Origin of the sequence: Streptomyces sp. NPDC048424 (assembly GCF_040651555.1) — a bacterium.
Lineage (GTDB): Bacteria > Actinomycetota > Actinomycetes > Streptomycetales > Streptomycetaceae > Streptomyces.
In genome coordinates, this window is record NZ_JBEZKE010000012.1 from 178,923 (window position 1) to 201,040 (window position 22,118).

18 protein-coding genes are annotated in these 22,118 nt (G+C 74.5%); 7 read left to right on the top strand and 11 right to left on the bottom strand.

Annotated features, from left to right (window positions below; genetic code table 11):
* Positions 1-65: 65 nt before the first annotated feature.
* From dapF to miaA, 3 genes are all read right to left on the bottom strand, one after another.
* Entirely contained in the window at positions 66-941 is an 876-nt protein-coding gene (dapF, locus tag AB0D29_RS19425) for a diaminopimelate epimerase (RefSeq protein ID WP_362855618.1), read from the bottom strand.
* 100 nt (positions 942-1,041) lie between these two features.
* The gene (locus AB0D29_RS19430; protein WP_351291493.1) at positions 1,042-1,554 is read right to left on the bottom strand and encodes a hypothetical protein; all 513 of its coding nucleotides are present in this window, start codon (positions 1,552-1,554) and stop codon (positions 1,042-1,044) included.
* 132 nt (positions 1,555-1,686) lie between these two features.
* Entirely contained in the window at positions 1,687-2,625 is a 939-nt protein-coding gene (miaA, locus tag AB0D29_RS19435) for a tRNA (adenosine(37)-N6)-dimethylallyltransferase MiaA (RefSeq protein ID WP_362855619.1), read from the bottom strand.
* A 207-nt stretch (positions 2,626-2,832) separates the two neighbouring features.
* Between miaA and AB0D29_RS19440 the strand changes: the two genes are divergently transcribed.
* The gene (locus tag AB0D29_RS19440) at positions 2,833-3,048 is read left to right on the top strand and encodes a gliding motility protein (RefSeq protein WP_362855620.1); all 216 of its coding nucleotides are present in this window, start codon (positions 2,833-2,835) and stop codon (positions 3,046-3,048) included.
* 23 nt (positions 3,049-3,071) lie between these two features.
* On the top strand, positions 3,072-3,317 hold the full coding sequence (locus AB0D29_RS19445) for an antitoxin (protein WP_351291475.1): 246 nt from the start codon (positions 3,072-3,074) through the stop codon (positions 3,315-3,317).
* Between the two features lie 100 nt (positions 3,318-3,417).
* Here AB0D29_RS19445 and AB0D29_RS19450 read toward each other — a convergent pair whose 3' ends face one another.
* The 3 genes from AB0D29_RS19450 to AB0D29_RS19460 form a co-directional block, all read right to left on the bottom strand.
* Complete coding sequence (locus tag AB0D29_RS19450; protein ID WP_362855621.1) at positions 3,418-4,140, bottom strand: hypothetical protein; 723 nt, start codon at positions 4,138-4,140, stop codon at positions 3,418-3,420.
* A 213-nt stretch (positions 4,141-4,353) separates the two neighbouring features.
* A complete protein-coding gene (gene miaB, locus AB0D29_RS19455) occupies positions 4,354-5,874 on the bottom strand; it encodes a tRNA (N6-isopentenyl adenosine(37)-C2)-methylthiotransferase MiaB (protein WP_362855622.1) in 1,521 nt (506 codons plus the stop codon).
* Positions 5,871-6,509, bottom strand: a complete 639-nt coding sequence (locus tag AB0D29_RS19460; protein WP_362855623.1) for a maleylpyruvate isomerase family mycothiol-dependent enzyme — start codon at positions 6,507-6,509, stop codon at positions 5,871-5,873. The genes miaB and AB0D29_RS19460 overlap by 4 nt, the downstream gene beginning before the upstream one ends.
* Positions 6,510-6,663: 154 nt before the next feature.
* On the opposite strand from AB0D29_RS19460, the gene AB0D29_RS19465 reads away from it, so the two are divergent.
* Together AB0D29_RS19465 and AB0D29_RS19470 are read left to right on the top strand one after the other, a co-directional pair.
* A complete protein-coding gene (locus AB0D29_RS19465; RefSeq protein ID WP_362855624.1) occupies positions 6,664-7,608 on the top strand; it encodes a LysR substrate-binding domain-containing protein in 945 nt (314 codons plus the stop codon).
* 31 nt (positions 7,609-7,639) lie between these two features.
* Positions 7,640-8,635, top strand: coding sequence for a TAXI family TRAP transporter solute-binding subunit (locus AB0D29_RS19470; RefSeq protein WP_362855625.1), 996 nt, complete (start codon positions 7,640-7,642; stop codon positions 8,633-8,635).
* Positions 8,636-8,690: 55 nt separating this feature from the next.
* Here AB0D29_RS19470 and AB0D29_RS19475 read toward each other — a convergent pair whose 3' ends face one another.
* The 3 genes from AB0D29_RS19475 to AB0D29_RS19485 form a co-directional block, all read right to left on the bottom strand.
* A complete protein-coding gene (locus AB0D29_RS19475) occupies positions 8,691-9,704 on the bottom strand; it encodes an ROK family protein (protein WP_362855683.1) in 1,014 nt (337 codons plus the stop codon).
* Positions 9,705-9,782: 78 nt separating this feature from the next.
* A complete protein-coding gene (locus tag AB0D29_RS19480) occupies positions 9,783-10,907 on the bottom strand; it encodes a LacI family DNA-binding transcriptional regulator (RefSeq protein ID WP_362855627.1) in 1,125 nt (374 codons plus the stop codon).
* Positions 10,908-10,915: 8 nt separating this feature from the next.
* Positions 10,916-15,130: an NEW3 domain-containing protein gene (locus AB0D29_RS19485; RefSeq protein WP_362855628.1), complete on the bottom strand. Its 4,215-nt coding sequence runs from the start codon at positions 15,128-15,130 to the stop codon at positions 10,916-10,918.
* Positions 15,131-15,320: 190 nt separating this feature from the next.
* On the opposite strand from AB0D29_RS19485, the gene AB0D29_RS19490 reads away from it, so the two are divergent.
* The gene (locus AB0D29_RS19490; RefSeq protein WP_362855629.1) at positions 15,321-16,595 is read left to right on the top strand and encodes a glycosyl hydrolase; all 1,275 of its coding nucleotides are present in this window, start codon (positions 15,321-15,323) and stop codon (positions 16,593-16,595) included.
* 10 nt (positions 16,596-16,605) lie between these two features.
* Positions 16,606-18,843 (top strand): endo-beta-N-acetylglucosaminidase, encoded by a 2,238-nt coding sequence (locus tag AB0D29_RS19495; protein ID WP_362855630.1) that lies wholly within the window; start codon positions 16,606-16,608, stop codon positions 18,841-18,843.
* Positions 18,844-18,847: 4 nt separating this feature from the next.
* Here AB0D29_RS19495 and AB0D29_RS19500 read toward each other — a convergent pair whose 3' ends face one another.
* Together AB0D29_RS19500 and AB0D29_RS19505 are read right to left on the bottom strand one after the other, a co-directional pair.
* Positions 18,848-20,260: a HAMP domain-containing sensor histidine kinase gene (locus AB0D29_RS19500; protein ID WP_362855631.1), complete on the bottom strand. Its 1,413-nt coding sequence runs from the start codon at positions 20,258-20,260 to the stop codon at positions 18,848-18,850.
* A 12-nt stretch (positions 20,261-20,272) separates the two neighbouring features.
* On the bottom strand, positions 20,273-21,007 hold the full coding sequence (locus AB0D29_RS19505) for a response regulator transcription factor (protein WP_362855632.1): 735 nt from the start codon (positions 21,005-21,007) through the stop codon (positions 20,273-20,275).
* A 302-nt stretch (positions 21,008-21,309) separates the two neighbouring features.
* Between AB0D29_RS19505 and AB0D29_RS19510 the strand changes: the two genes are divergently transcribed.
* Entirely contained in the window at positions 21,310-22,095 is a 786-nt protein-coding gene (locus tag AB0D29_RS19510; protein WP_362855633.1) for an amino acid ABC transporter ATP-binding protein, read from the top strand.
* Positions 22,096-22,118: the final 23 nt, after the last annotated feature.

The window sequence follows — 22,118 nt, forward strand, 5'->3', positions numbered from 1 at the left end:
CCCCACCACGTGGCGCAGTCCACCTCTCGCTCAGCGTGAAACGGATCACCCATTAGAGGGAAGCTTCAGGCGAAAGCCGTTTCGGTGAGCCAGGCCTCGTCGAACTCGCCGGTGGCCACGATCACGGCCGGTCCGGTCATGTCGATCTGCCCGTCGGGGTGTTCGGTGATGAGCAGGGTGCCGCCCGGGAGGTCGACGGTGTACGTGACCGGTGCGCCGGTGACGGCCGGGTCGACGCCGTCGCGGCGGATGGCGGCCACGGCGACGGCGCAGGCGCCGGTGCCGCAGGAGCGGGTCTCGCCGGAACCGCGCTCGTGGACGCGCATGGCGACGTGGCGGGGGCCGCGGTCGACGACGAACTCGACGTTGACACCCGTCGGGTAGGCGGACGCCGGGCTGAACGGCGGGGCGGTGTACAGGGTCCCGGCGTCGTCGAGGCTTTCAACGAAGGCCACGGCGTGCGGGTTCCCCATGTTCACGTTGCGCGCGGGCCAGCTCCGGGAGCCGACGCTGACCGTGACCTCGCCCTCGGGGAGTTCGGCGCGGCCCATGGAGACGGTGACGTCGCCGGTCTTGTCGAGGTGGACCCGCTTGATCCCGCCGCGGGTGGCGATGGCCAGGTCCCCGGGCTCGACGTGGCCGGCGTAGTGGAGGTAGCGGGCGAAGACGCGCACGCCGTTGCCGCACATCTCGGCGATGGAGCCGTCGCTGTTGCGGTAGTCCATGAACCACTCCGCCTCGTCGGCGAGGTGGGCCGCCTCCGGGTGCGCGGCGGACCGGACGGCGTGCAGGACGCCGTCCGCGCCGATCCCGGCCCGTCGGTCGCACAGCTTCGCGACCGCGGACGCGGGCAGCTCGATGGCGTTGTCCGGGTCCGGGACGATCACGAAGTCGTTCTCGGTGCCGTGGCCCTTGAGGAAGGAGAGGGTGCGCTGCGTCACCCGCCCATGGTACCGAGCCGCAGCTCAGCGGTGCCGCGCGGTCCAGTACGCGGACCCGTGCGGGAGGGGCCGGTCAGCGGAGCCGTGCGGGAGGGGCCGGTCAGCGGAGTCGGGCGACCCGGTACACGGCGAGGGACACGACGGCCAAGGCGATCACGGCGTACAGCGCGGCCATGCGCCAGTCGGGGCGGCGGCCGCTCCCCCGGGCCGGGAGGCCGGGCCACGTGTAGCCGACTCGTCGGGCGGCCATCATCCCCCAGCCTCCGGCACAGCAGCTGATCAGGAAGCCGAGCATGGCGACCACGGCTCCGCCGTCGCCGAATTCGAACGCGAGCGGGAAGGCGAACATCAGGGAGCCGGCGGCGGCGAGCATCGCGATGGGGGCGATCTGCCACAGGCGCAGGCGGCGCTGCGGACGCAGCTCGACCTCGAACTCGGGGACGGCGGCCGCCTCGGCCTCGGCGGTGTCCGGGGCGTCCGGGCCGTCGGGGGTCAGCCGCGCGGGATCCGCGGGCAGCCCGAGGCCCGCGGGCCCGTCCGTCCCGTCGAGAAGCGTCGGATCCGCTTCCCGCCGGGTGTCGTCCCGCCCGGTGTCGCGAGGGCCGGCCTCCATCGCCACGCGCCCTCCCCACTCGGACTCAGTGCGCCGCCATTCACCGCAGGTGACCGCACCCGCAGGAGTTTGATGATGGCACGCCCCCGGCCCCGCAACCGGCGCCCGGGGCGTCCCGATGCCATCACGTGATCAGGCTGTGACCGCTCGTTCGACCAACGACTGCGCGAGTCCGGGGAGTTCCCCCCGGTCGGCGGCGGCTCCGCTGAGCCAGTGCACGCGCGGGTCGCGGCGGAACCAGGAGTCCTGGCGGCGGGCGAACCGCTTGGTCGCCCGGACGGTCTCCGCCCTGGCCTCGTCCTCGGTGCACTCCCCGGCGAGCGCGGCGAGCACCTGCTGGTAGCCGAGCGCCCTGGAAGCGGTGATTCCGTCGCGCAGCCCGCGGGCCTCCAGCGCGCGGACCTCGTCCACCAGGCCGTCCTCCCACATCCGGTCCACGCGCAGCGCGATCCGCTCGTCGAGCTCCGGCCGGGCGACGTCGACGCCGATCTGGACGGTGTCGTAGACGGACTCGTGGCCGGGCAGATTGGCCGTGAACGGGCGTCCGGTGATCTCGATGACCTCCAGCGCGCGCACGATGCGGCGGCCGTTGCTGGGCAGGATGGCCTGGGCGGCGGCCGGGTCGGCGGCGGCGAGGCGGGCGTGCAGGGCGCCGGAGCCGCGCATCGTGAGCTCGTCCTCCAGCCGGGCGCGAACCTCGGGGTCGGTGCCGGGGAACTCCATGACGTCCAGGGCGCCGCGGACGTACAGGCCGGAGCCTCCGACGAGGACGGGCGTACGGCCCTCGGCAAGCAGTTTGTCGATCTCCACGCGGGCCAGGCGCTGGTATTCGGCCACGTTCGCGGTGTCGGTGACGTCCCAGATGTCGAGGAGGTGGTGCGGGACGCCGCCGCGCTCCTCGGTCGTCAGCTTGGCGGTGCCGATGTCCATCCCCCGGTACAGCTGCATGGAGTCGGCGTTGACGACCTCGCCGTCGAATTGGCGGGCCAGGGCGACGCCCAGGTCGGACTTTCCTGCCGCGGTGGGACCGACGACGGCGATGACCCGCGGGGCGGGGGCTGCATTCCTCACCGCCCCAGTCTCTCAGCCCCTGGTCAAGACGCGGCCATGTACCCGATCGAGTTACGTGACGGGGTGGGGGCGGGGTCGTTGCCCTGGCGAGGTTCCGGCCCGGTGTGCGCCGTGCGTACCCCTTGCGTATGCCCGGCGTACGCCTTGTGGGGGCCGGTTCGGTCACGGCGGAACTTCACTCACACGAGTAACGTTATAGGAGGAGACATGGGCGTTTTTGACTGGTTTTTTCGTCGTAAGGACGAGGCTGCGACCGAAGAGGTCGCGGCCGAGGCCGTGACGACGGAGTCCGGTGCGGCCGAAGGGGCCGAGGCAGAGCCGGCCGTTGCGGAGGCTCCGGCGGCGGAAGCCGTGGAGATCCCGAAGCAGCAGTCGGCCGAGGTGGCCGCGGACAGCGAAGCCGGCGAGGGCGCCCGCACGTAGCGACCGCCAACGGAAGGTGACCCATGGGCCTGCTGGACAATCTGAAGGCCAAGCTCGGTCCGGCGAAGGACAAGGTCGGCGACCTCGCCCAGAAGAACGAGGGCAAGATCGCCGAGGGCCTGGACAAGGTGGCCAAGGCCGTGGACTCCAAGACCCACGGCAAGTACAGCGACCGGATCACGAGCGGTACGGGCAAGGCGAAGGACGCCCTGGGCAAGATCGCACACAAGGACACCCCCGGCGGTACGACGCCGCCGGCCACCTCCTGACGCGGTCCCCGAAGGGGCGCGGGACCAGCAACTGCCGGTCCCGCGCCCCTTCGCCGTTTCCCGGGCCTACGGCCGGTGCGCGCGTACGGCCGGTACGCGCCTACGACCAGGCGGCGACGAAGTACCCGACCCCGTACGGCGCGTCCTCGTACAGCAGCCGGCCTTCGAGGCCGGCGCCCTCGGCGGCGCCGGCGAGCACCTGCCAGGGGGCCCGGCCGGCGGCCTGGAGTTCGGCCGCGAGTTCGGCGTCGATCGCGGCGAGGGCGGCCGCGTCGGCGGCGCCGAGGGCACGGGCGGCGGCCGCGTCGAAGGCGGCGGCCCGCTCGTCGAGGTAGCCGGGGGCCTTGAGGGTCCGGCAGGCGCTGCCGTCGCCGAGGACCAGCATGGCCACGCGTTCGGCGGAACCGCCCAGGTCCGCGCCGAGCAGGCCGCAGCCGCTCGGGGCGAGGTCCGCGGCGACGGCCACACCGGCGACCGGGGCGGCCGCCCAGCGGGCCCGGCCGAGCAGCCAGCCGGCCACCGCGAGGGAAGCCGGCAGGGTGTCCCCGGTGGCGTGGCCGCTGGGCGGTTCGCCCAGGTCGGGGCCCAGGGTGACGGTCAGGTCCACGCCGAATCCGGCGAAGCCGCCGGGGGTGCCCTGGTCGTACGCGCCGCCTTCGGCGGCGGGCCCGACCACGACCAGCAGGTCGGGCCGGGAGGCGGCGAGCACCGCCAGCGTGTCGGAGCAGGCGGTGCGGGCGTCGCCGAGTTCGGCGGCGGCCCCCGCGGCGACCTCCGGCACGAGCAGCGGCGGGGCGGGACAGACGGCGGCGGCTACGAGCATGATCCGCAGCCTATCGCCAAGGGCGGCTCGGGCAGTGGGCGTGCGGTGCCGCTCGCGCGGTGCGGTGCCGTGCCGGTGCCGGTGCCGGTTCAAGATCTGGGGCTCCGCCCCAGACCCCGCGCCTCAAACGCCGGCGGGGCTGGAGTTGGCCCCGGCGGGGCTGGAGTTGGCCCCGGCGGGGCTGGAGTCGGCTCAGGCGGGGCGGGAGTCGGCTCAGGCCTGCGGTGCCGCGCAGCCCGAGGTGGTGGCCGGGAGGGGGGCCGGGATGCCTAGGGTCGGGATGCCGAGCATGACGCCCGCGGGCTGGGCCGGGGCGGCGTTGCGCTTCTCCCAGGCGTCGCCGGCGCGGGTGCGGCGCACGGTCAGCGTCGGGCCCTCGGCCAGCAGGTGGTGCGGGGCCGCGTAGGTGATGTCCACGATGACCACGTCGCCGGGGCGGACCTCCGCCTCCGGCTTCGTGAAGTGGACCAGGCGGTTGTCGGGGGCGCGGCCCGACAGGCGGTGCGTGGCGCCGTCCTTGCGGCCCTCGCCCTCCGCGACCATGACCTCCAGCGTGCGGCCGACCTGCTTCTTGTTCTCCTCCCAGGAGATCTCCTCCTGGAGGGCGACCAGGCGCATGTAGCGGTCCTGCACGACCTCCTTGGGGATCTGCCCGTCCATGCCGGCGGCGGGGGTGCCGGGCCGCTTGGAGTACTGGAAGGTGAAGGCGTTCGCGAAGCGGGCCTCGCGCACGGTGTGCATCGTCTGCTGGAAGTCCTCCTCCGTCTCACCGGGGAAGCCCACGATGATGTCGGTGGAGATCGCGGCGTGCGGGATCGCGGCGCGGACCTTCTCGATGATGCCGAGGAACCGCTCCTGCCGGTACGAGCGGCGCATCGCCTTGAGGATCGGGTCCGAGCCGGACTGCAGCGGCATGTGCAGCTGCGGCATCACGTTCGGGGTCTCGGCCATGGCCGCGATCACGTCGTCCGTGAAGTCGCGCGGGTGCGGGGAGGTGAAGCGGACCCGCTCCAGGCCCTCGATCTGGCCGCAGGCGCGCAGCAGCTTGCTGAAGGCCTCGCGGTCACCCAGGTCGGAACCGTAGGCGTTCACGTTCTGGCCGAGCAGGGTGATCTCCGAGACGCCCTCGGCGACCAGGGCCTCCACCTCGGCGAGGATGTCGCCGGGCCGGCGGTCCTCCTCCTTGCCGCGCAGCGCCGGGACGATGCAGAAGGTGCAGGTGTTGTTGCAGCCGACGGAGATCGAGACCCAGGCGGCGTACGCGGACTCGCGGCGGGTCGGGAGCGTGGAGGGGAAGGCCTCCAGCGACTCGGCGATCTCGACCTGCGCCTCTTCCTGGATGCGGGCGCGCTCCAGCAGCACGGGGAGCTTGCCGATGTTGTGCGTACCGAAGACGACGTCGACCCACGGGGCCTTCTTGACGATCGTGTCGCGGTCCTTCTGCGCGAGGCAGCCGCCGACGGCGATCTGCATGCCGGGGCGCTTGGTCTTCATCGGGGCCAGCCGGCCGAGGTTGCCGTACAGCTTGTTGTCGGCGTTCTCGCGGACCGCGCAGGTGTTGAAGACCACGACGTCGGCGTCGCCGTCGGAGCCCTCGGGTGCCCGGACGTAGCCGGCGTCCTCCAGCAGACCGGAGAGCCGCTCCGAGTCGTGCACGTTCATCTGGCACCCGTAGGTGCGCACCTCGTAGCTTCGCTTCTCGTCCACTGCCTGGCTCCGGTCGCTGCTGGTCATGCAACAAGGGTAGGCGGTACCCGGGAGCCCTCCGGTCCCCCGTGCAGCCGGCCCGCGGGGAGCCGGCGGCCGAAGAGGAGGAGCAGCAGGTCCTGGGCGTTTGCGTAGAGGGGCGTTCCGTTTCCGTGGGACCAGTCGAGGTCGTCGGCGCGCAGCCGGAGGCCGGTCAGGTCCGCGCCGAAGAAGCGCAGGGTGCGCGGGGTGACCGCGTCGAGGAGGAGCCGCAGCCGGTCCTCGGGGACGCGGCGCGGGTGGCCGAGGGCGGTGGTGATGTCGAGGCCGTGGACCACGTCGTGGGCGAGGGCCCCGGTGGGGCCGGCGGCGGGGGGCTTCCAGGGGTGGCCGGCGTTCTCGCGGAGCAGCGCGGCGAGCTCTCGCGGACTGAAGGCGGCGGCGTCGCGGCGGGCGGTCAGGTCGGTCATCCGGTGCAGGTTCCCGCCGGCCCGCAGCAGCTCGGCGGCGAAGCCGGGGAGGGAGGTGCGGAAGCCGAGGGACATGTGGGCGGCGACCTCGCGGACGCGCCAGCCGCCGCAGAGGGACGGGGCATCCCACTGGGCCGGGGTGAGGGCGTCGAGTACGTCGGCCAGCTCGCGGCGTTCGGCGGCGACGGCCGCGGCGATCGTACGGCGGCTCACGGATCGGCTCACGGATCGGCTCGCGGATCGGCTCACGGGGCTGGAAGCGGGTCCGGGCGTGGGTTGCGGCGCTGATCGGCTCATGGCTTCAGGCTCGGCTGGCGCCCCGCATAAGTCCAAGAGCGGGTTCTTCTGCGATCTAGAATCATCGGTTATGGAATTGGCTCAGCTGCGCTATTTCGTGGCGGTGGTGGAGGAGGGCGGCTTCACCCGGGCCGGGGCGCGGCTGCACGTGTCCCAGCCCGGGGTGAGCGCACAGGTACGCCGGCTGGAACGGGAGCTGGGGCAGCGGCTGCTCGACCGGTCCGGGCGGCGGGTCACGCCGACCGAGACGGGCGAGGCCGTCCTCTCGTACGCGCGGGCCGCGCTGGCGGCGGTCGAGGGGATACGGCGGACGGCCGAGGAGTTCTCCGGGCTGCTGCGCGGGCGGGTGGCCCTCGGGCTGGTCCCGGGCGCGGCCGGGGCGGTGGTGGACGGGTTCGACGCGGTGGAGGTGCTCGGGAACTTCCACGACGAGCACCCCCGGGTGGAGATCGCGCTGTCCGAGGACACCTCGGAGCGGATGCTGGCCGCCCTGCTGCGCGGGGAGCTGGATCTGGCGGTGGTCGGCCTCGGCGCGGCGCCGCCTCCGGGGGTCTCCTGCCAGGTGGTGCTCGACGAGCCCCTGGTGGCGGCGGTCCGGGCGGACGACCCCCTCGTGGCCCAGTCCGTGAGCGGCGGGATCCCGCTGGCGGCCCTGCGCGAACGGGCGCTGATCAGCCTGCCGCGCGGGACGGGCCTGCGCGGGGTGCTGGAGCGGGCGTGCGCCGAGGCGGGCTTCGCGCCACGGGTGGAGTTCGAGGCGGCGGCGCCCGCGGTGCTGGTCCGGCTGGCCGCGCGGGGGCTGGGGGTGGCCGTGGTGCCGTCCGGGGCGGAGGACGGGGCGGAGTCCGGCGCGGGCTCACGGACCGGCGGCGGACTGTGCGCGCTGCGGATCACCGAGCCGGCGCTGAACGGGCGGGTGGCGCTGGCCTGGCGCACGGGCGGGCCGGCCGGACCCGCCGCCCGCGGGCTGCTGGGACGGCTGCGCGCGGAGGCCCCCGGACGGCCCGCGCCGTGACAGGACGGCGGTCGGGTGGCAGGATCGCGCCATGCCTCTCGTACCGCCCCGGATCAGCAGGCGCCACGCCCTGCGGGTCCTGGTGGCCGTACTGGCCGTGCTCGGCGTCCTCACCTGGTGGCTGAAGCCCTTCGGGGAACCGGAGCTGCGCGGCGAGCTGACCTTCAGCACGGGCGCCCGCACCGGCGTCTACCACCGGTACGGGCAGCTGCTGCAGCAGGCGCTCGCGCGGGACGCGCCCGGGGTGGACGTCCATCTGGAGACCAGCGAGGGCTCGCAGGAGAACCTGAAGCGGGTGGCATCCGGTGAGGCGGACTTCACGGTGGCGACCGCGGACGCGGTCGCCAAGTACCAGCTCGACGGGAAGCCGCGCGCGGACCTGCTGCGCGGGGTCGCCCGGCTCTACGACGACTACGTGCAGCTGGTGGTGCCGGCCGACTCCCCCGTGCAGTCGGCCCGGGACCTGAAGGGCAAGCGGGTCGCGATCGGCCAGCCCGGTTCCGGGGTGCGGCTCGTCTCGGAACGGCTGCTCAAGGCGGCCGGGCTGGACCCGGTGCTGGACATCACGCCGGTGTCCATAGGCATCGACACCATGCCGGCCGAGCTGGAGGCCGGCCGGATCGACGCCTTCTTCTGGTCCGGCGGCCTGCCGACGAACGCGGTGCGCGAGCTGTCGGAGCGGTACCAGATCCGGCTCGTGCAGCTCGGCGACCTGGTGGAGCAGCTGCAGGGCAGCGGCAGTCCGGCGCGCTACTACCGGACGGCGGTCATGCCGCAGGACGCGTACGCGCGGGCGCGCAACACCAGCGCGGTGACCACCCTGGCCGTGCCGAACCTGCTGGTGACCACGGCGGCGACGGACCCCGCGCTGACGGAGCAGCTGACGCGGACGGTGATCCTCGGCCGCGACCTCGTCGGGCGCGAGGTGCACGCGGCTCAGCTGGTGGACCTGCGGACGGCGATCTACACCGATCCCCTGGAGCTGCACGAGGGGGCGGGCCGGTACTACCGGTCGGTCAAGCCCTGACCTCCCCTGCGAACCCGACGACGAGCTTGGTGAGGTCGGGGCCGAGGCCGAGGCCCTACGAGGACGGCGGCGACGGCAGCAGCATCATCGCCGCGGCGGCCGCGCCGATCAGGCCCGCGTGGGTGCCCAGGGTCGCCGGGACCACTTGGAGCTCCTTGACGAAGGAGAGCGTGGCGTAGGCCGCGAGGTGGGTGCGGATCGGGGCGAAGAGGATGTCGCCGGAGGCGGCGACCCCACCGCCGATGACGGCGATGTCGGTTTCGACGAGGGTCGCGGTGGCGGCGATGGCGGCGGCCAGCGCACGGCCCGCGCGGTCGAAGGCTGCCAGGGCGATCGGGTCGCCCGCGGCGGCGGCCGCGGCCACGCCGGCGGCCGACGCGTCCGGCGCGCTCCCCGAACCGTTCGCGTGGTCCGCCGCGCTCCCGGCGGCCGCTCCGGTCGGGCCGTTCACGGCTCCGGCCGGGGTCCAGCCCTGTTCCCGGGCCCAGCGGGCGATCGCCGTGCCGGAGGCGATCGACTCGACGCAGCCGCGGCTGCCGCAGACGCACGGCTCGCCGTCGAAGGCCACGCTGATGTGGCCGATGTGCCCCGCGTTGCCCGTGGGGCCGGGGTGCAGCTGGTTGTTCAGGATGAGGCCGCCGCCCACGCCCGTGGAGACCACCATGCAGAGCGCGTTCGCGTGGCCCCGGGCCGCGCCCAGCCAGTGCTCGGCGGCGGTCATCGCCACGCCGTCCCCGGCCAGTACGGTCGGCAGCTCGGCCCCGCGCGCCGCCAGCTCCGCCGCGATCCGGGCCTGGACGGGGAACTCCCGCCACGCCCCGATGTTCACCGGGCTGACCGTGCCCCGGGAGGTGTCCACCGGGCCGGCGCTGCCGACACCGCAGCGGACGGCCGAGGCCCACAGCGGGGAGCCGGACAGGTCGGCGACGACCTCGGCCACCGCCGCCATGACCCCCTCCGCGTCCACTCCGCGCGGGGTCGCCCGGCGGGTGGTGGCGGTCATCGTGCCGTCGGGGTGCACCAGCGCGCCGGCGATCTTCGTACCGCCGATGTCGATCGCCACCGTCAGGCCGGCGGCCGCTGCGGCGGCGCGCGGTGCGGGGAAGGGGGCGGTGGGGGTGATCACGGTGGCGGCTCCAGGAAGGGTTCAGGATTCAGTATGCGCCGGGGGCGGCGCCGTGCTCTCGCGAGGCTCCAGTCGCGGCTGCTCGCTGATCCGGACGCCGGGCGGGCCGCCCGCGAGGACCGCGAGGAGTTCCTCGGCGGCGAGCCGGCCGAAGCCGGCGGTGTCGCGCACGAGGGCGGTGAGCCGGGGGTGGGTGACCCGGCAGAGCGCGGAGTCGTCCCAGGCCACGATCGAGAGCCGGCCCGGGACGGGGATGCCCAGCTCGGCGGCGACCGCGCTCCCGGCGACGGCCATCACGTCGTTGTCGTAGACGAGCGCGGTGGGCGGCCCGGGCTCGGCGAGGACCCGGCGGGTGGCGGCGGCGCCCTCGGCGTCGGAGTAGTCGGTGACCACCGAGCGCACCTGGTCCGGGCCGAGCCCGCGGCGCGCGGCCTCCGTCCGCAGGGAGTCCATCCGGCGGACCGTGTGGGCGAGGCCGGGAAGCCCCGCGATGTGGACGATCCGGCGGTGGCCCAGCCCGTGGAGGTGGTCCAGGACCTGGGCCATGGCCCCGGCGTCGTCGGCCCGGACCGAGGAAACCACCGCGGGCCCCGGCTCGGGCCCCGGCCCCGGCCCCGACTCCGGTCCCGGCCCCGGCCCCGGCCCCGACTCCGGTCCCGGCCCCGGCTCCGTCCCTGTCTCCGGCTCGCCGATGGTGACCGCGGGCAGGCCCAGCTGCCCGAGGAGCGCCGGGCGCGGGTCCCGCATGCGCGGGTCGACGACGAGGACCCCGTCGACCCTGCGCTCGGCCCACCAGCGCCGGTAGACCGCGCATTCGGCGTCGATGTCCTCGACGACCTGGAACAGCAGGGCGGTCCGGGCGGCGGAGAGGACCTCCTGGATTCCGGAGACCAGCTGGAGGAAGAAGGACTCGACGCCGAGCGTGTGCGCGGGCCGAGCGAGGACCAGCCCGACGGCACCGGACCGTTCGCCGGAGAGGGCGCGGGCGGCGCTGTTGGGCTGCCAGCCGAGTTCCTCGGCGACGCGGCGGATCCGCGCCCGGGTGTCCTGCGAGACGCCGGGCCGGTCGTTGAGCGCGAACGACACGGCGCTCTCCGACACCCCGGCCTGCCGGGCGATGTCCTTGATCGTGGGTCTGCGGGCCATGGCCTGCCTCATTCGTCCTTCGGGTGCGTCACGCGTGGCGGAATACGGAGGGCAATGGCCGGACCGTACGCGATCCTGCCCTGGCAGGCGGCCTTGACCGCGATCCAGTACTCCCCGGGAGGGGTGTCGAGCGGCGGCCGCAGCGCGAACCGCACCTCGGCCGGCCCGTCCGCCGGTACGTGCAGGGGCAGGGCCGCGGGGGCCGTCAACTGCCAGGTCCCGTACGGGGAGACGGCGTAGGCCAGGCCCGTCAGCGCGCTCCGGACGCCGGTGCTGCCGATCCGGGCCCGTACGATCCCCCGCGCGCCGGGGGCGACGACGAGTTCCCGGTCGGGCGCCTCGACCCACAGCCCGGCGGGGACGGGGCCGCCGGGGACGGTCACGGTCAGCACGTCCTCGAACTCCCCCGCGGGTGTGGCCGCGAGGATCCGGACCAGGTGTTCACCGGGCTCGGCCGCAGCGGCGGGCGCCACGCCCAGCGGGATCCGTTCGTACCCGCCGGGTGGGAGGTCCACGGTCCGCCGGCTCCAGGTGGTGTGCCAGCCGTCGGGAGCGCGGACCTCCAGTGCGACGGGGCCGCCGGCGCCGGCATGGGAGGCGAGCGTCACCGTCGCCGCGGACGCGGGGCCGTCACACGTCACCGTGTACGGCGCGTCCCCCAGCGGAGCCGTGCCCGTGTTGTGCAGCCAGTACCGGCTGAACACCGGCTGGTGCGGTTCCCGTTCGCCCGCCCGCAACGGCATGCCCGAGGGGGTGGGCAGCAGCAGGGTGGTGGTGGCCGCGCCGCCGATGCCCGCCCCGAAGGGGCCGAGCGGGCGGTCCAGCAGGTCCGCTTCGACGGCCGGCCCGGTGGGCCAGCGCACCTCGGGCGCCGCCGGGCGGCCGTGCGTCTCGCGCAGCCGGACCGCCAGCTCGCCCTGCTCACCTCGCTTCACGGCCTCGATCAGCACCCGGTCGGCCGGTTCCACGCCGAGGAGGGAACGGGCCGGCGGGTGCGGGCCGCCCGTCGGCGGTCCCGTCACGGCGGTGAGGGGCTTGTTGAACTCCCGCCCCCGGCGCGCCAGGTCGAGCTGTCGCCAGTCCCCCTCGCCCGCCACCAGCGCGTGCTCGAAGACGTGCGTCCAGTGCTGGAGCTGGAAGGAGCTGCCGTCCGGGGCGGTGCGCCGGGGAGGGTCCATCCACGCGCCGCTGGGACGGCCGGTGCACGAACGCATCAGGCTGCTGTGCAGCCGGCCCGACGTGTCCACGGCGAAGCCGGGCGTGCCCCTGACCAGGATCCCGACGGTCCGGTTCGCGTACGGGACTTCGTGCGCGGCCCCGGCCGACGACTCCCCGGCCGGCTGCCCGGCGCCCTCCAGGCGGCCCGAATCGGCGATGGCGCGGGCGAGTTCGGCCGGTGACGTGTGCACCAGGACCGGCAGGTCCCGGATGCCGGTGAGGTCGCAGCCGGGGCTCCACCGGGTGCGGAGCGGGGCCCGGGCCGGGATCCACGCCCGCGCGTGCTCCCGTACGGCCCGTGCGTGGGCGGGACCGGCCTCTTCCAGCACCGCCGCCGTGAAGGCATTGGCCCCGGGGCCGCCGAGGGCGATCCGGAAGTCCGGGAGGCTGCTGTCCACCGCCAGGTCGCCCCAGCGCGGACCGGCGGGCCGGGTGGGGGTGGCCGTTACCCCGTACCGGCCGAGCGCGGTGACCAACTCCCGCAGGCCGTCGGGAGTTCCGGCGTCCGGCAGCACGATCTCCGCCGCCCCCAGCGCCCGGTCCGGCCCGGCCAGCGGCGCCGAGAGCGCGAACCAGTTCAGGCACGGGCTGTCCAGGGTCCACGGGGCCCGGACGTGGTCGGCTCCCGCGTCCGCCTCGGGGAAGGCGAAGCCGCGCCCCACGGCGGCCGCGGCCGTCTCCGCGACCGGGACCGCACCCGGCACGTCCGCCGGGATCCGCAGCCGGATCAGCTGGTCGGAGCCGTCGAACCCGTCGATCCGCGTGGTCAGTTCCACCCGGTCGAGGCCGTCCCACAGGGTGGTGGTGCGGGTCCAGCGGACCGGGCCGGTGCGCCCGGTGGCCACGATCCGCGCCCCGAGCGGCCCCCGCTCCACCCGGCAGGACGCGGCGGGCGAGGAGCCCGAGCCGGTGCCCGGCCCCTTGGGCAGCAGGTGCCAGGGGCCCTCCTCGAAGTAGGGGTGCCGGGCGTACTCGTCCTGCACGACCAGCTCGTCCACCTCCCCCGGGCGCAGCAGCTCCTGACCGGTGCGCCGGTCCAGCAGCCGGGCGAGGCCGCCGCCGCGCGCCGGATCGGCCTCGGCGCGGAAGGACGCGTTCTGCACGGCGAGGCCGTCCGCCGGCTCCCAGCCGCCCGAGACCGGCGACTGCGGGAGCGGCTGCCGCGCGGCCTCCAGCCACCAGGTCCGGTGTCCGAGCGAGGGCAGCTCCGCGGCGAGGAACACCACCTCGGCCACGGCGCCGGCCGCCGCCTCGATGTGGACGGGTGCGTACCGGCCCGCGGCGTCGCGGACGGTGATCCGGTGCGCCCCGGCAGCCGTCAGCCCCAGCGCGGCCAGGTCGACCGACGTGCGGACCAGGTCGGTCCGCGTCCAGGACACCGGGTTGTGCACGGTCACGGCGAGCGGCGAGGGTCCGCGGGTGTCGGCCGCGCCGGTGAGCGCGGCGAGCGCCTCCTGCCGCACGGCGGCGGCCAGTTCGTGCGCCTCCCGCCATGCCGGGAGCAGGTCCAGGTACACCTGGTCGGAGAAGGTGCCGGTCACCGCGTCGTGGTGGGCGGCGTGCAAAAGGTGTCGCCAGGCCTTGGCCAGCGTCTGCGCCGGGTAGTCGAGCAGCCCCTCGGCGCAGGCCAGGGCCGCGAACGTCTCGGCCTGTTCGAGGAGGTTCTCGGCGGCCCGGTGGGCCTGCTTCACGTCGATGTAGGTGACGTCCTTGCCGGTGTAGACGGGGCCCATCTCCCGGGTCACCGGCAGGGGCCGCTCCCCGCGCGCGGCGAACTCGGCCCGGACCGCGTTGAAGTGGGCGCGCGGGCCGGAGTGCTCCATCCGCGGCCAGCAGTAGCGGCGGTTCCAGGCGTGCTGCACGTCCAGGCCCCAGCGGTGGGGCCAGGAGAAGTCCGTTCCCATGGGGATCAGGACGTTGCGCGTCGCGGCGCGGGTGCGCAGCAGTTCGTACAGGTCCAGCAGCTGCTCGGCGGCGGCCTGCGCGTCCGGTGCGCGGTGGGAGGGCCAGCCGGCGGAGTAGTGCGCGGGCAGGTAGTGGAGCAGCAGACCCCGCGCGCCGTCGTCGCCGGGCGCGATCCACTCGAACTCGGCGGGCAGCTGCATGGCGGTGGGCGCCCGCAGCGGGTCGCCCCAACGGTCCGCCATCGGGCCCCACTGGTGGTGCGGACCGCGGGCGAGGACGGCGGAGTCGAGTCCGCAGCCGGCCATCAGCGCGGGGAAGGACGGGTCGTGGCCGAAGACGTCGAGCTGCCAGGCGGTACGGGGATCGGCGCCGAGGGTGCCGCGGTGCAGGGCGAGGCCGTGGACGGCGCCGCGGACGGTGGTCTCGGCGGAAGTCAGCGTGGTGGACGGCTCGTTGTAGGTGCCGCCGACGATCTCGACGCGGCCCTCGGCGATCAGCGCGCGCAGCTCTGCGCGGTCGGCGGGGTGGGCGTCCCAGTACGGCTTGAGGTAGTCGACCTCGGAGAGCACGAACCGGTACGCGGGGTCCTCGCGCGCCTGCTGGAGGTGGAGCGGGACCAGGGTGAAGGCGGGCACGCCCGCGTACTCCCAGCCCCGCTCCGCCTGGCCGGGCCGCGGCGGGGCGTCCCACAGGGCGGTGTAGGCGGCCTGGGTGTTCCACCACATGGGGTCGTAGTGGAAGTGCGGGACGAGCCGGACGGTCCATCCCGGCTCGGCGACGGTCAGCCCGAACGGCAGCTCGGCGAGGGGGCGCCCGTCGGGGGTGGCGACGCGGACCGTGGCGGCCAGCAGCTCCCCGGGCACGGCGGCCCCGGTGCGGACGGCCACCTCGACGGTCGTCTCGCCCTGCGGGCCGCCCTCGTCCGCGCGCAGGATCCGCGGGTGCGCGGTGGTGACGCCCGCGCCGTGCACGGTGACGTACAGCGGGCCGGCCGGCCGCTCCCTGCGGATCCGCGCGCGCACCACCTGCGCGGGGGATTCCGGTGGCCCGGTGAAGAGGGCCGGAGTGGTGACCGCCGTGACCGAAATACCGCTGTCCATTTCCATATGCCGCCCTGTGGCCGTCGGAACTAAACCGCATTAGTCCTGCCAGGTTCCAGCGAAAAGAACCCGTGTGTCAACTGGGCTGAAGCGCATAAGTAGCCGAGCCGGAGGCCCTGTTGACTTTCCCCATCCACACCGGCAGGTTGTGGCCCATCCGGTGAATTCCCCCAGAACTCCAGGACGCCTTGTGCACGATCACCCGCTCCGCTTCGGCGCCAACTACACACCGGCCCGCGGCTGGTTCCACCACTGGCTGGACTTCGACCTCGACGAGGTCAGGGCCGACCTCGACTCGATCGCCGCACTCGGGCTGGACCACGTCCGCGTCTTCCCGCTGTGGCCGCTCTTCCAGCCGAATCGGACGCTGATCCGGCCGCGCGCCGTCGAGCAGCTCGTCGCGCTCGCCGACGCGGCCGCCGAACGCGGGCTCGACGTCAACGTGGACGGTCTGCAGGGCCACCTGTCGAGCTTCGACTTCCTGCCCGCCTGGACCCGGACCTGGCACCGGCGCAACCTCTTCACCGACCCGGACGTGGTCGCCGGACAGCAGGAGTACCTGCGCACGCTGGCCGCCGCGCTCGCCGACCGGCCGAACTTCCTGGGCATGACCGTGGGCAACGAGATCAACCAGTTCTCCGACGCCCCGCACCCCGACCCCGACCGCATCACCCGGGACCAGGCCGCCCGCTGGCTGGAGCGGATGCTCGCCGCCTGCGAGCAGGGCGCGCCCGGGCGGCCGCACGTGCACGCCGAGTACGACGCCGCCTGGTACCAGGACGGACACCCCTTCACCCCGGCCCAGGCGGCCCGGCTGGGCGCGGCCACCGCCGTGCACTCCTGGGTGTTCAACGGCACCGCGCAGCGCCACGGCGGGCGCGGGACGGCGACCGAGCACCACGCCGCGTACCTCATCGAGCTCTCCAAGGCCTGGGCCCTCGACCCGCACCGCCCGGTGTGGCTCCAGGAGGTGGGCGCCCCGGCGCCGCTGATCCCGCCCGAGGACGCGGCGCGGTTCACCGAGGCCACCGTCACGAACGCGCTGGACTGCCCGGACCTGTGGGGCGTGACCTGGTGGTGCTCGCACGACGTGTCCCGCGAGCTCGCGGACTTCCCGGAGCTGGAGTACGGGCTCGGCCTGCTCACCAACGACCGCCGGAGCAAGCCGGCCGGCGCCGCCGTGGCCCGGATCGCCGGGGAGTGGCGGGGCCGTGCGCACCGCCCGCCGGTGCGCTCCACCGCGCTCGCCGTGGACGTCGGCGGGGAGCACGAGGCTCCCGGCCGGTCCGTGTGCGCCCCGGGCGGCGCGTTCTTCGAAGCGTGGGCCGCGCTGACGGCCCAGGGGGTGCGCCCCGCGGTGGTCCTGGCGGAGCGCGCCGAGGACCCGGCCCACCTGGCTGCGCGCGGCATCACCGAGGTGCTGCGCGTGCACGACGTGAGACCCGACCGATCCGATCCCTCGTGAGGAGCCCCGCATGGCCGAGATCGACGCGCCCGACGAGACCGACGCGACCGGCACGCCCGACGAGAACCGGGAGAACCGCGAGACCCGCGCGGCCCGTGTGACCCGCGGGACCCCCGTGACCGACAGCGGCGCCGCACCTCGTACGCCGCCCGCCCCCTTACGCCCGTCCCGGCGCGCGGTGCTGGCCGCCGGGGCCGGGGCCGCCGCACTGCTGGGCGCGGCGGGCCAGGCCCCGTACGCGTCCGCCGCTCCCGCGCCCGCCGCGCCGACCCCGGCCGACCTGGCCCCGTACGCCTCGTACTGGTTCCCGGACTCCCTCCCGGCGGGGACCCCCGGCCCCGGGATCGTGTGGCGCTCGCTCCTGCGGTGGAGCCCGGAGCGGGACCCCGACCTGGCCCACAACACCGCGACCGTGCCCCTGGCGCCGCGGTTCACCCCGGTCCCGGCGCACCGGGACGCCCGGGCCGGCCAGGCCCGGATCTCCTCCCTCGTCTCCTTCGGGCCCACCGCCGGCAATCCCTCCCAGGGCTCCGCGACCGCGGACTACTACGCGCTCACCCACTGGGCGTACATCGACGAGCTGGTCTTCTGGGGCGGCTCGGCCGGCGAGGGCATCGTGCTCGCCCCGAACGCGCCCGTGGTCGACGCCGCCCACCGCAACGGGGTCCGGGTGCTGGGCAACGTGTTCCTGCCGCCCGTCGCCTACGGCGGCGACCTCCAGTGGACCCGCGACCTGGTGCAGCGGGACGCCCTCGGCCGGTTCCCGCTCGCGGACAAGCTCGTCCAGGTGGCACGGACGTACGGCTTCGACGGCTGGTTCGTGAACGCCGAGACGGACGGCGGCGACAGCGCGCTGGCCGCCCGGATGCGGGAGTTCCTGCGCGCCCTGCGGGCCGCGGGCGAGCCGCACGGGCTGCGCATCACCTGGTACGACGCCATGAACACCACCGGCCGGGTGGGCTGGCAGGGCGCCCTCAACCAGCTCAACCAGGAGTTCTTCGAGGACCGGGCCGGGAAGGTCGCGGACACGATGTTCGTGGACTTCCGCTGGACCGCGCAGACCCTGGCCGCGTCGGGCGCGCTCGCCGAGCGGATCGGCCGCTCCCGCCACGAGCTGTGGGCGGCCGTGGACACGGAGTCCCGCGGCTGGGACTCCGCCGTGCCGTGGGACGCGATCATCCCGCGCGACCGCGAGCACGTCGTCAGCTACGGCTTCTACCGGCCCGAGTGGACCCGCAACCACCTCACCGACCGCTCCCCCGGCGCGTTCCACCTCGCCGACGACCGGTTCTGGACGGGCGAGTCCCTGGACCCCGCCCGGCCCGCACCTGCACCCGGGACCGGGACCGGCTGGCGGGCCCCGGCCACGGCCGTGGCCGACCGGTCCACGGTCACCGGGCTCCCCTTCGCCTGCTCGTTCAACACCGGGCACGGGCTGCGCTGGTACGAGAACGGCACGGTCGTCTCCGACACGCCCTGGAACCACCTCGGGCTCCAGGACCGGCTCCCGGGCCGCCGCTGGGCGGTGGACACCGCAGGTGAACGCCCCTCCGTCACCCTGGACTTCGCGGACGCCTGGCGCGGCGGGTCCAGCCTGCTGGTCACGGGCGCCCTGACCGCTCCGGTGGTCGTCGGGCTGCACTCCACGCGGCTGCCGCTGACCCGGGGGAGCGTACTGGAGCTGGTGCACGCCGGCGGGTCGGGGCCGGTGGCGGTGGAGGTCGGCGTGGCCACCCGCGAGCCCGCCGCCCCCGGCGAACCGGTCCCGTACACGTGGCTGGCGGCCGGGAACACGGAGCGCGGGCAGGGCTGGCGCACGGCGCGGGCCGGGCTCGGACCGCTGGCGGGGCAGACCGCGTACGCCCTGGCCGTACGGATCACCGCGCTCGACACGGCGCCGGTGGTGTGGCGGCTCGGCGCCCTGTCGGTCCACGACGCCCCCCGCACCCGGCGCCCGGCCCCGCCCACCGCGCTCGGCGTCGTCGCCTCGGCCCGGCGGGACGGCAAGGCCTGGCTCCGCCTGTCCTGGCGCGCCTCGGCCGGCGGGGAACGCCGGCCGCGCCACTACGAGGTGTCGCGCGTCCTGCCCGACGGGACCCGTCGCTTCCTCGGCGGCACCTGCGGCACCGCGCTCTACCTGCCGGCCGTCCCGCGGGCCGGGCGGGAGCGGGCGGCCGCCTTCGAGGTCCGGGCCGTGGACGAGCTGTACGCGGCCTCGGCCCCGGCCCGCACCACCCTCGCCTGGTAGCGGCTCAGGAGCCGTCGGGGCCGGTGCGCGGCACGGACACGGTCACCCGCAGCCCGTGCGGCGGGTTCGTCTCGTACGAGAGGGACCCGCCGCCCGCGGTGAGCAGCGCGCGGGAGATCGACAGGCCGAGCCCGGAGCCCTTGATGTTCTGGTGACGGCCGCTGCGCCAGAAGCGGTCGCCCACGCGGAGCAGCTCCTCCTCGGTGAGGCCGGGTCCGCGGTCGGCGACGACCACGCGGGCGACGCGCCCCTCGGCGGCGACCGACACCTCGACCTCCTCACCCTCGGGGGTGAATTTGAGGGCGTTGTCGATGACGGCGTCGAGCGCGCTGGACAGGGCGATGGGGTCGGCCCAGCCGGTGACGGCGGTCCGGCCCGCCTCGGTGAGCCGTACGCCCTTCTCCTCCGCGTACGGGCGCCACGCGGCGACCCGCTCGGCCGTCAGCGCCGCGATGTCGATGAGGCTGATCTCGGCGGAGGCGTGCTCGGCCAGCGCCAGGTCCAGGAGGTCGTCGAGCACCTGGGTCAGGCGTTTGCCCTCGGTGCGTACGGAGGCGATCTCCTCGTTCCCCTCGGGCAGTTCGAGGGCGAGCAGTTCGATCCGCAGGAGCAGCGCCGCGAGCGGGTTGCGCAGCTGGTGGGAGGCGTCGGCGACGAACGCCCGCTGCTGCTCCAGTACCTCTTCGACGTTGTCAGCCATCTCGTTGAACGAACGGGCCAGGCGTTGGAGTTCCGGGGGCCCGCCCGCGGCCGCGACGCGCGAGTTCATCCGTCCGGTGGCGATGCCGTGGGCGGCCGCGTCCAGGGTCTGCACGGGCTTGAGCACCCAGCTGGTGAGCCTCAGGGCGGCGCCGAAGGCGACCAGCATGGCGGCGGCGAGGCCGCCCGCGATGAGCAGCCAGCCCTGCAGGATCCGGCCGCGCATCAGGTCGGTCGGCGAGTCGGTGGCGACGACCGCGACCACGTCGCCGTCGAGGACCACCGGGGAGACGACGAGCAGGCGGCCGTGGGGCTGCCAGGGCCACACTTGCGGCGGATCGTGGCTGCGCCGGCCGGCCAGGGCCTCCTCGAAGGCGCGTCGGCCCTCGCCGGACTTCGGGATCTGCCACCAGCTGGGCGAACGAGCCATGTCGTTGTCGTCGCGGTAGAAGATGCCGACACGGATGCCGTACAGCTCCTGGTAGCGGGCGAGTTCGACCTGGAGGGTCTCGCGGCGGGCGGCCGCGCCGGTGGATCCGGAGCCCTGGGCGTCGATGACGAGCTGGGCGAGGGCGGCGAACCGGGCGCTGTCGTCGATGCGGTCGACGACCACCCGCTGCTGCTGTCCGGCGGCCAGGCTCACCGCGAGCGGGAAGCCCAGCGCGAGCAGCGTGCCCGCCATCAGGATGACGAGCAGCGGGAGCAATCGGGCGCGCACGGCAGAAGACCCCTAGGGGGCGGACGGGGCGGACGGGGCGGTCGGGGTGACGAGCCGGTAGCCCACCCCGCGGACGGTTTCGATGAGGGCGGGCATGCGCAGCTTGGAGCGCAGCGAGGCGACGTGGACCTCCAGGGTGCGCCCGGTCCCCTCCCAGCTGGTGCGCCACACCTCGCTGATGATCTGTTCGCGGCGGAAGACGACGCCGGGCCGCTGCGCGAGCAGGGCCAGCAGGTCGAACTCCTTGCGGGTGAGCGGTACGTCGGCGCCGTCCACGCTGACCCGGCGGTTGGGCAGCTCGATGCTGACGGGGCCGAGCCGGACCGTGGCGGGCGTACCGGTCCCGGTGGCCGCGGCCTCCTCGGAGGCGCCGGTGCGGCGGGCGACGGCGTGGATGCGGGCGAGGAGTTCGCCGGTGTCGTAGGGCTTGACGACGTAGTCGTCGGCGCCCATGTTCAGCCCGTGAATCCGGGAGCGTACGTCGGCGCGCGCGGTCACCATGATGACGGGGGTGGCGGTGCGCTTGCGGATCTTGCCGCACACCTCGTACCCGTCCTGGTCGGGCAGACCGAGGTCGAGCAGGATCACCCCGTAGGGAGAGGCTCCGGGCAGGGCGCCGGCGGGCAGCAGCGCCTGCAGGGCTTCCTCGCCGTTGCGGGCGTGGGTGACCTGGAAGCCGTGCCGGGCGAGGATCGCGGACAGGGCGGCGGCGACGTGATCGTCGTCCTCGACGAGCAGCAGTCTCATGTCGTCCCCCTCTCCTCTTCTCTTCTCGCTCCACGGGCTTCCCCGGCATGGTCACACGGATGGCCGCAAGGTGACCATCATGCATACACGCCGATGCGGAGTCCCACGTCAAGGGGGTTCCGCCGCGGCGCGCCTTCCGTTATGCACCCGGTACGCGCCGCATTCGGCCACGCGGGGGCCGCGCACGGAGCGTATCCGGGGGAAGCCGGATCGTTATCCTCAATTCTCGCTCAGATGTGATGACGTTGTGGACGTCACGTCACTACTGTCCTCCCAACCGAGGAGGACGGAGCAAGAAGCCGATGAGCGGAGTATCAGTGACCAAGGACGTGCAGGACGCGGCCGGTGCCGCGGACGACCTGGTCGTACTGAGCAACGTCAACAAGCACTTCGGCGCGCTGCACGTGCTTCAGGACATCGATCTGAGCATTGCCCGCGGTGAGGTAGTCGTCGTGATCGGTCCCTCGGGATCGGGCAAGTCCACGCTGTGCCGGACGATCAACCGTCTGGAGACCATCGACTCGGGCACCATCACGCTCGACGGCAAGGAACTGCCCTCCGAGGGCAAGGAGCTGGCCCGGCTGCGCGCCGACGTCGGCATGGTCTTCCAGTCGTTCAATCTCTTCGCGCACAAGACGGTGCTGGAGAACGTCATGCTGGGCCAGGTCAAGGTCCGCAAGACCGACAAGGCCGCGGCGCACGAGAAGGCGGTGGCCCTGCTGGACCGGGTGGGCGTCGGCTCGCAGGCCGACAAGTACCCGGCGCAGCTCTCCGGCGGCCAGCAGCAGCGCGTGGCGATCGCCCGGGCGCTGGCCATGGAGCCGAAGGTCATGCTCTTCGACGAGCCCACCTCGGCGCTCGACCCGGAGATGATCAACGAGGTGCTGGAGGTCATGCAGCAGCTCGCCCGTGAGGGGATGACCATGGTGGTCGTCACGCACGAGATGGGCTTCGCCCGCTCCGCCGCCAACCGGGTCGTCTTCATGGCCGACGGCAAGATCGTCGAAGAGGCCACCCCCGAGCAGTTCTTCAGCAACCCGCGCAGTGACCGCGCCAAGGACTTCCTGTCGAAGATCCTGCACCACTGAGGTTCTCGTCTGGTAGTCATCCG

Excerpts from the sequence above, each read along its gene's own strand:
- AB0D29_RS19440 (WP_362855620.1), top strand. The coding sequence starts at position 2,833 with ATGGGCGTTTTTGACTGGTTTTTTCGTCGTAAGGACGAGGCTGCGACC.
- AB0D29_RS19465 (WP_362855624.1), top strand. The coding sequence starts at position 6,664 with ATGGAATTGGCTCAGCTGCGCTATTTCGTGGCGGTGGTGGAGGAGGGC.
- AB0D29_RS19510 (WP_362855633.1), top strand. The coding sequence starts at position 21,310 with ATGAGCGGAGTATCAGTGACCAAGGACGTGCAGGACGCGGCCGGTGCC.
- AB0D29_RS19450 (WP_362855621.1), bottom strand. The coding sequence starts at position 4,140 with ATGCTCGTAGCCGCCGCCGTCTGTCCCGCCCCGCCGCTGCTCGTGCCG.
- AB0D29_RS19505 (WP_362855632.1), bottom strand. The coding sequence starts at position 21,007 with ATGAGACTGCTGCTCGTCGAGGACGACGATCACGTCGCCGCCGCCCTG.
- AB0D29_RS19485 (WP_362855628.1), bottom strand. The coding sequence starts at position 15,130 with ATGGACAGCGGTATTTCGGTCACGGCGGTCACCACTCCGGCCCTCTTC.
- AB0D29_RS19470 (WP_362855625.1), top strand. The coding sequence starts at position 7,640 with ATGCCTCTCGTACCGCCCCGGATCAGCAGGCGCCACGCCCTGCGGGTC.
- miaB (WP_362855622.1), bottom strand. The coding sequence starts at position 5,874 with ATGACCAGCAGCGACCGGAGCCAGGCAGTGGACGAGAAGCGAAGCTAC.
- AB0D29_RS19495 (WP_362855630.1), top strand. The coding sequence starts at position 16,606 with ATGGCCGAGATCGACGCGCCCGACGAGACCGACGCGACCGGCACGCCC.
- AB0D29_RS19445 (WP_351291475.1), top strand. The coding sequence starts at position 3,072 with ATGGGCCTGCTGGACAATCTGAAGGCCAAGCTCGGTCCGGCGAAGGAC.
- AB0D29_RS19430 (WP_351291493.1), bottom strand. The coding sequence starts at position 1,554 with ATGGAGGCCGGCCCTCGCGACACCGGGCGGGACGACACCCGGCGGGAA.
- AB0D29_RS19480 (WP_362855627.1), bottom strand. The coding sequence starts at position 10,907 with ATGGCCCGCAGACCCACGATCAAGGACATCGCCCGGCAGGCCGGGGTG.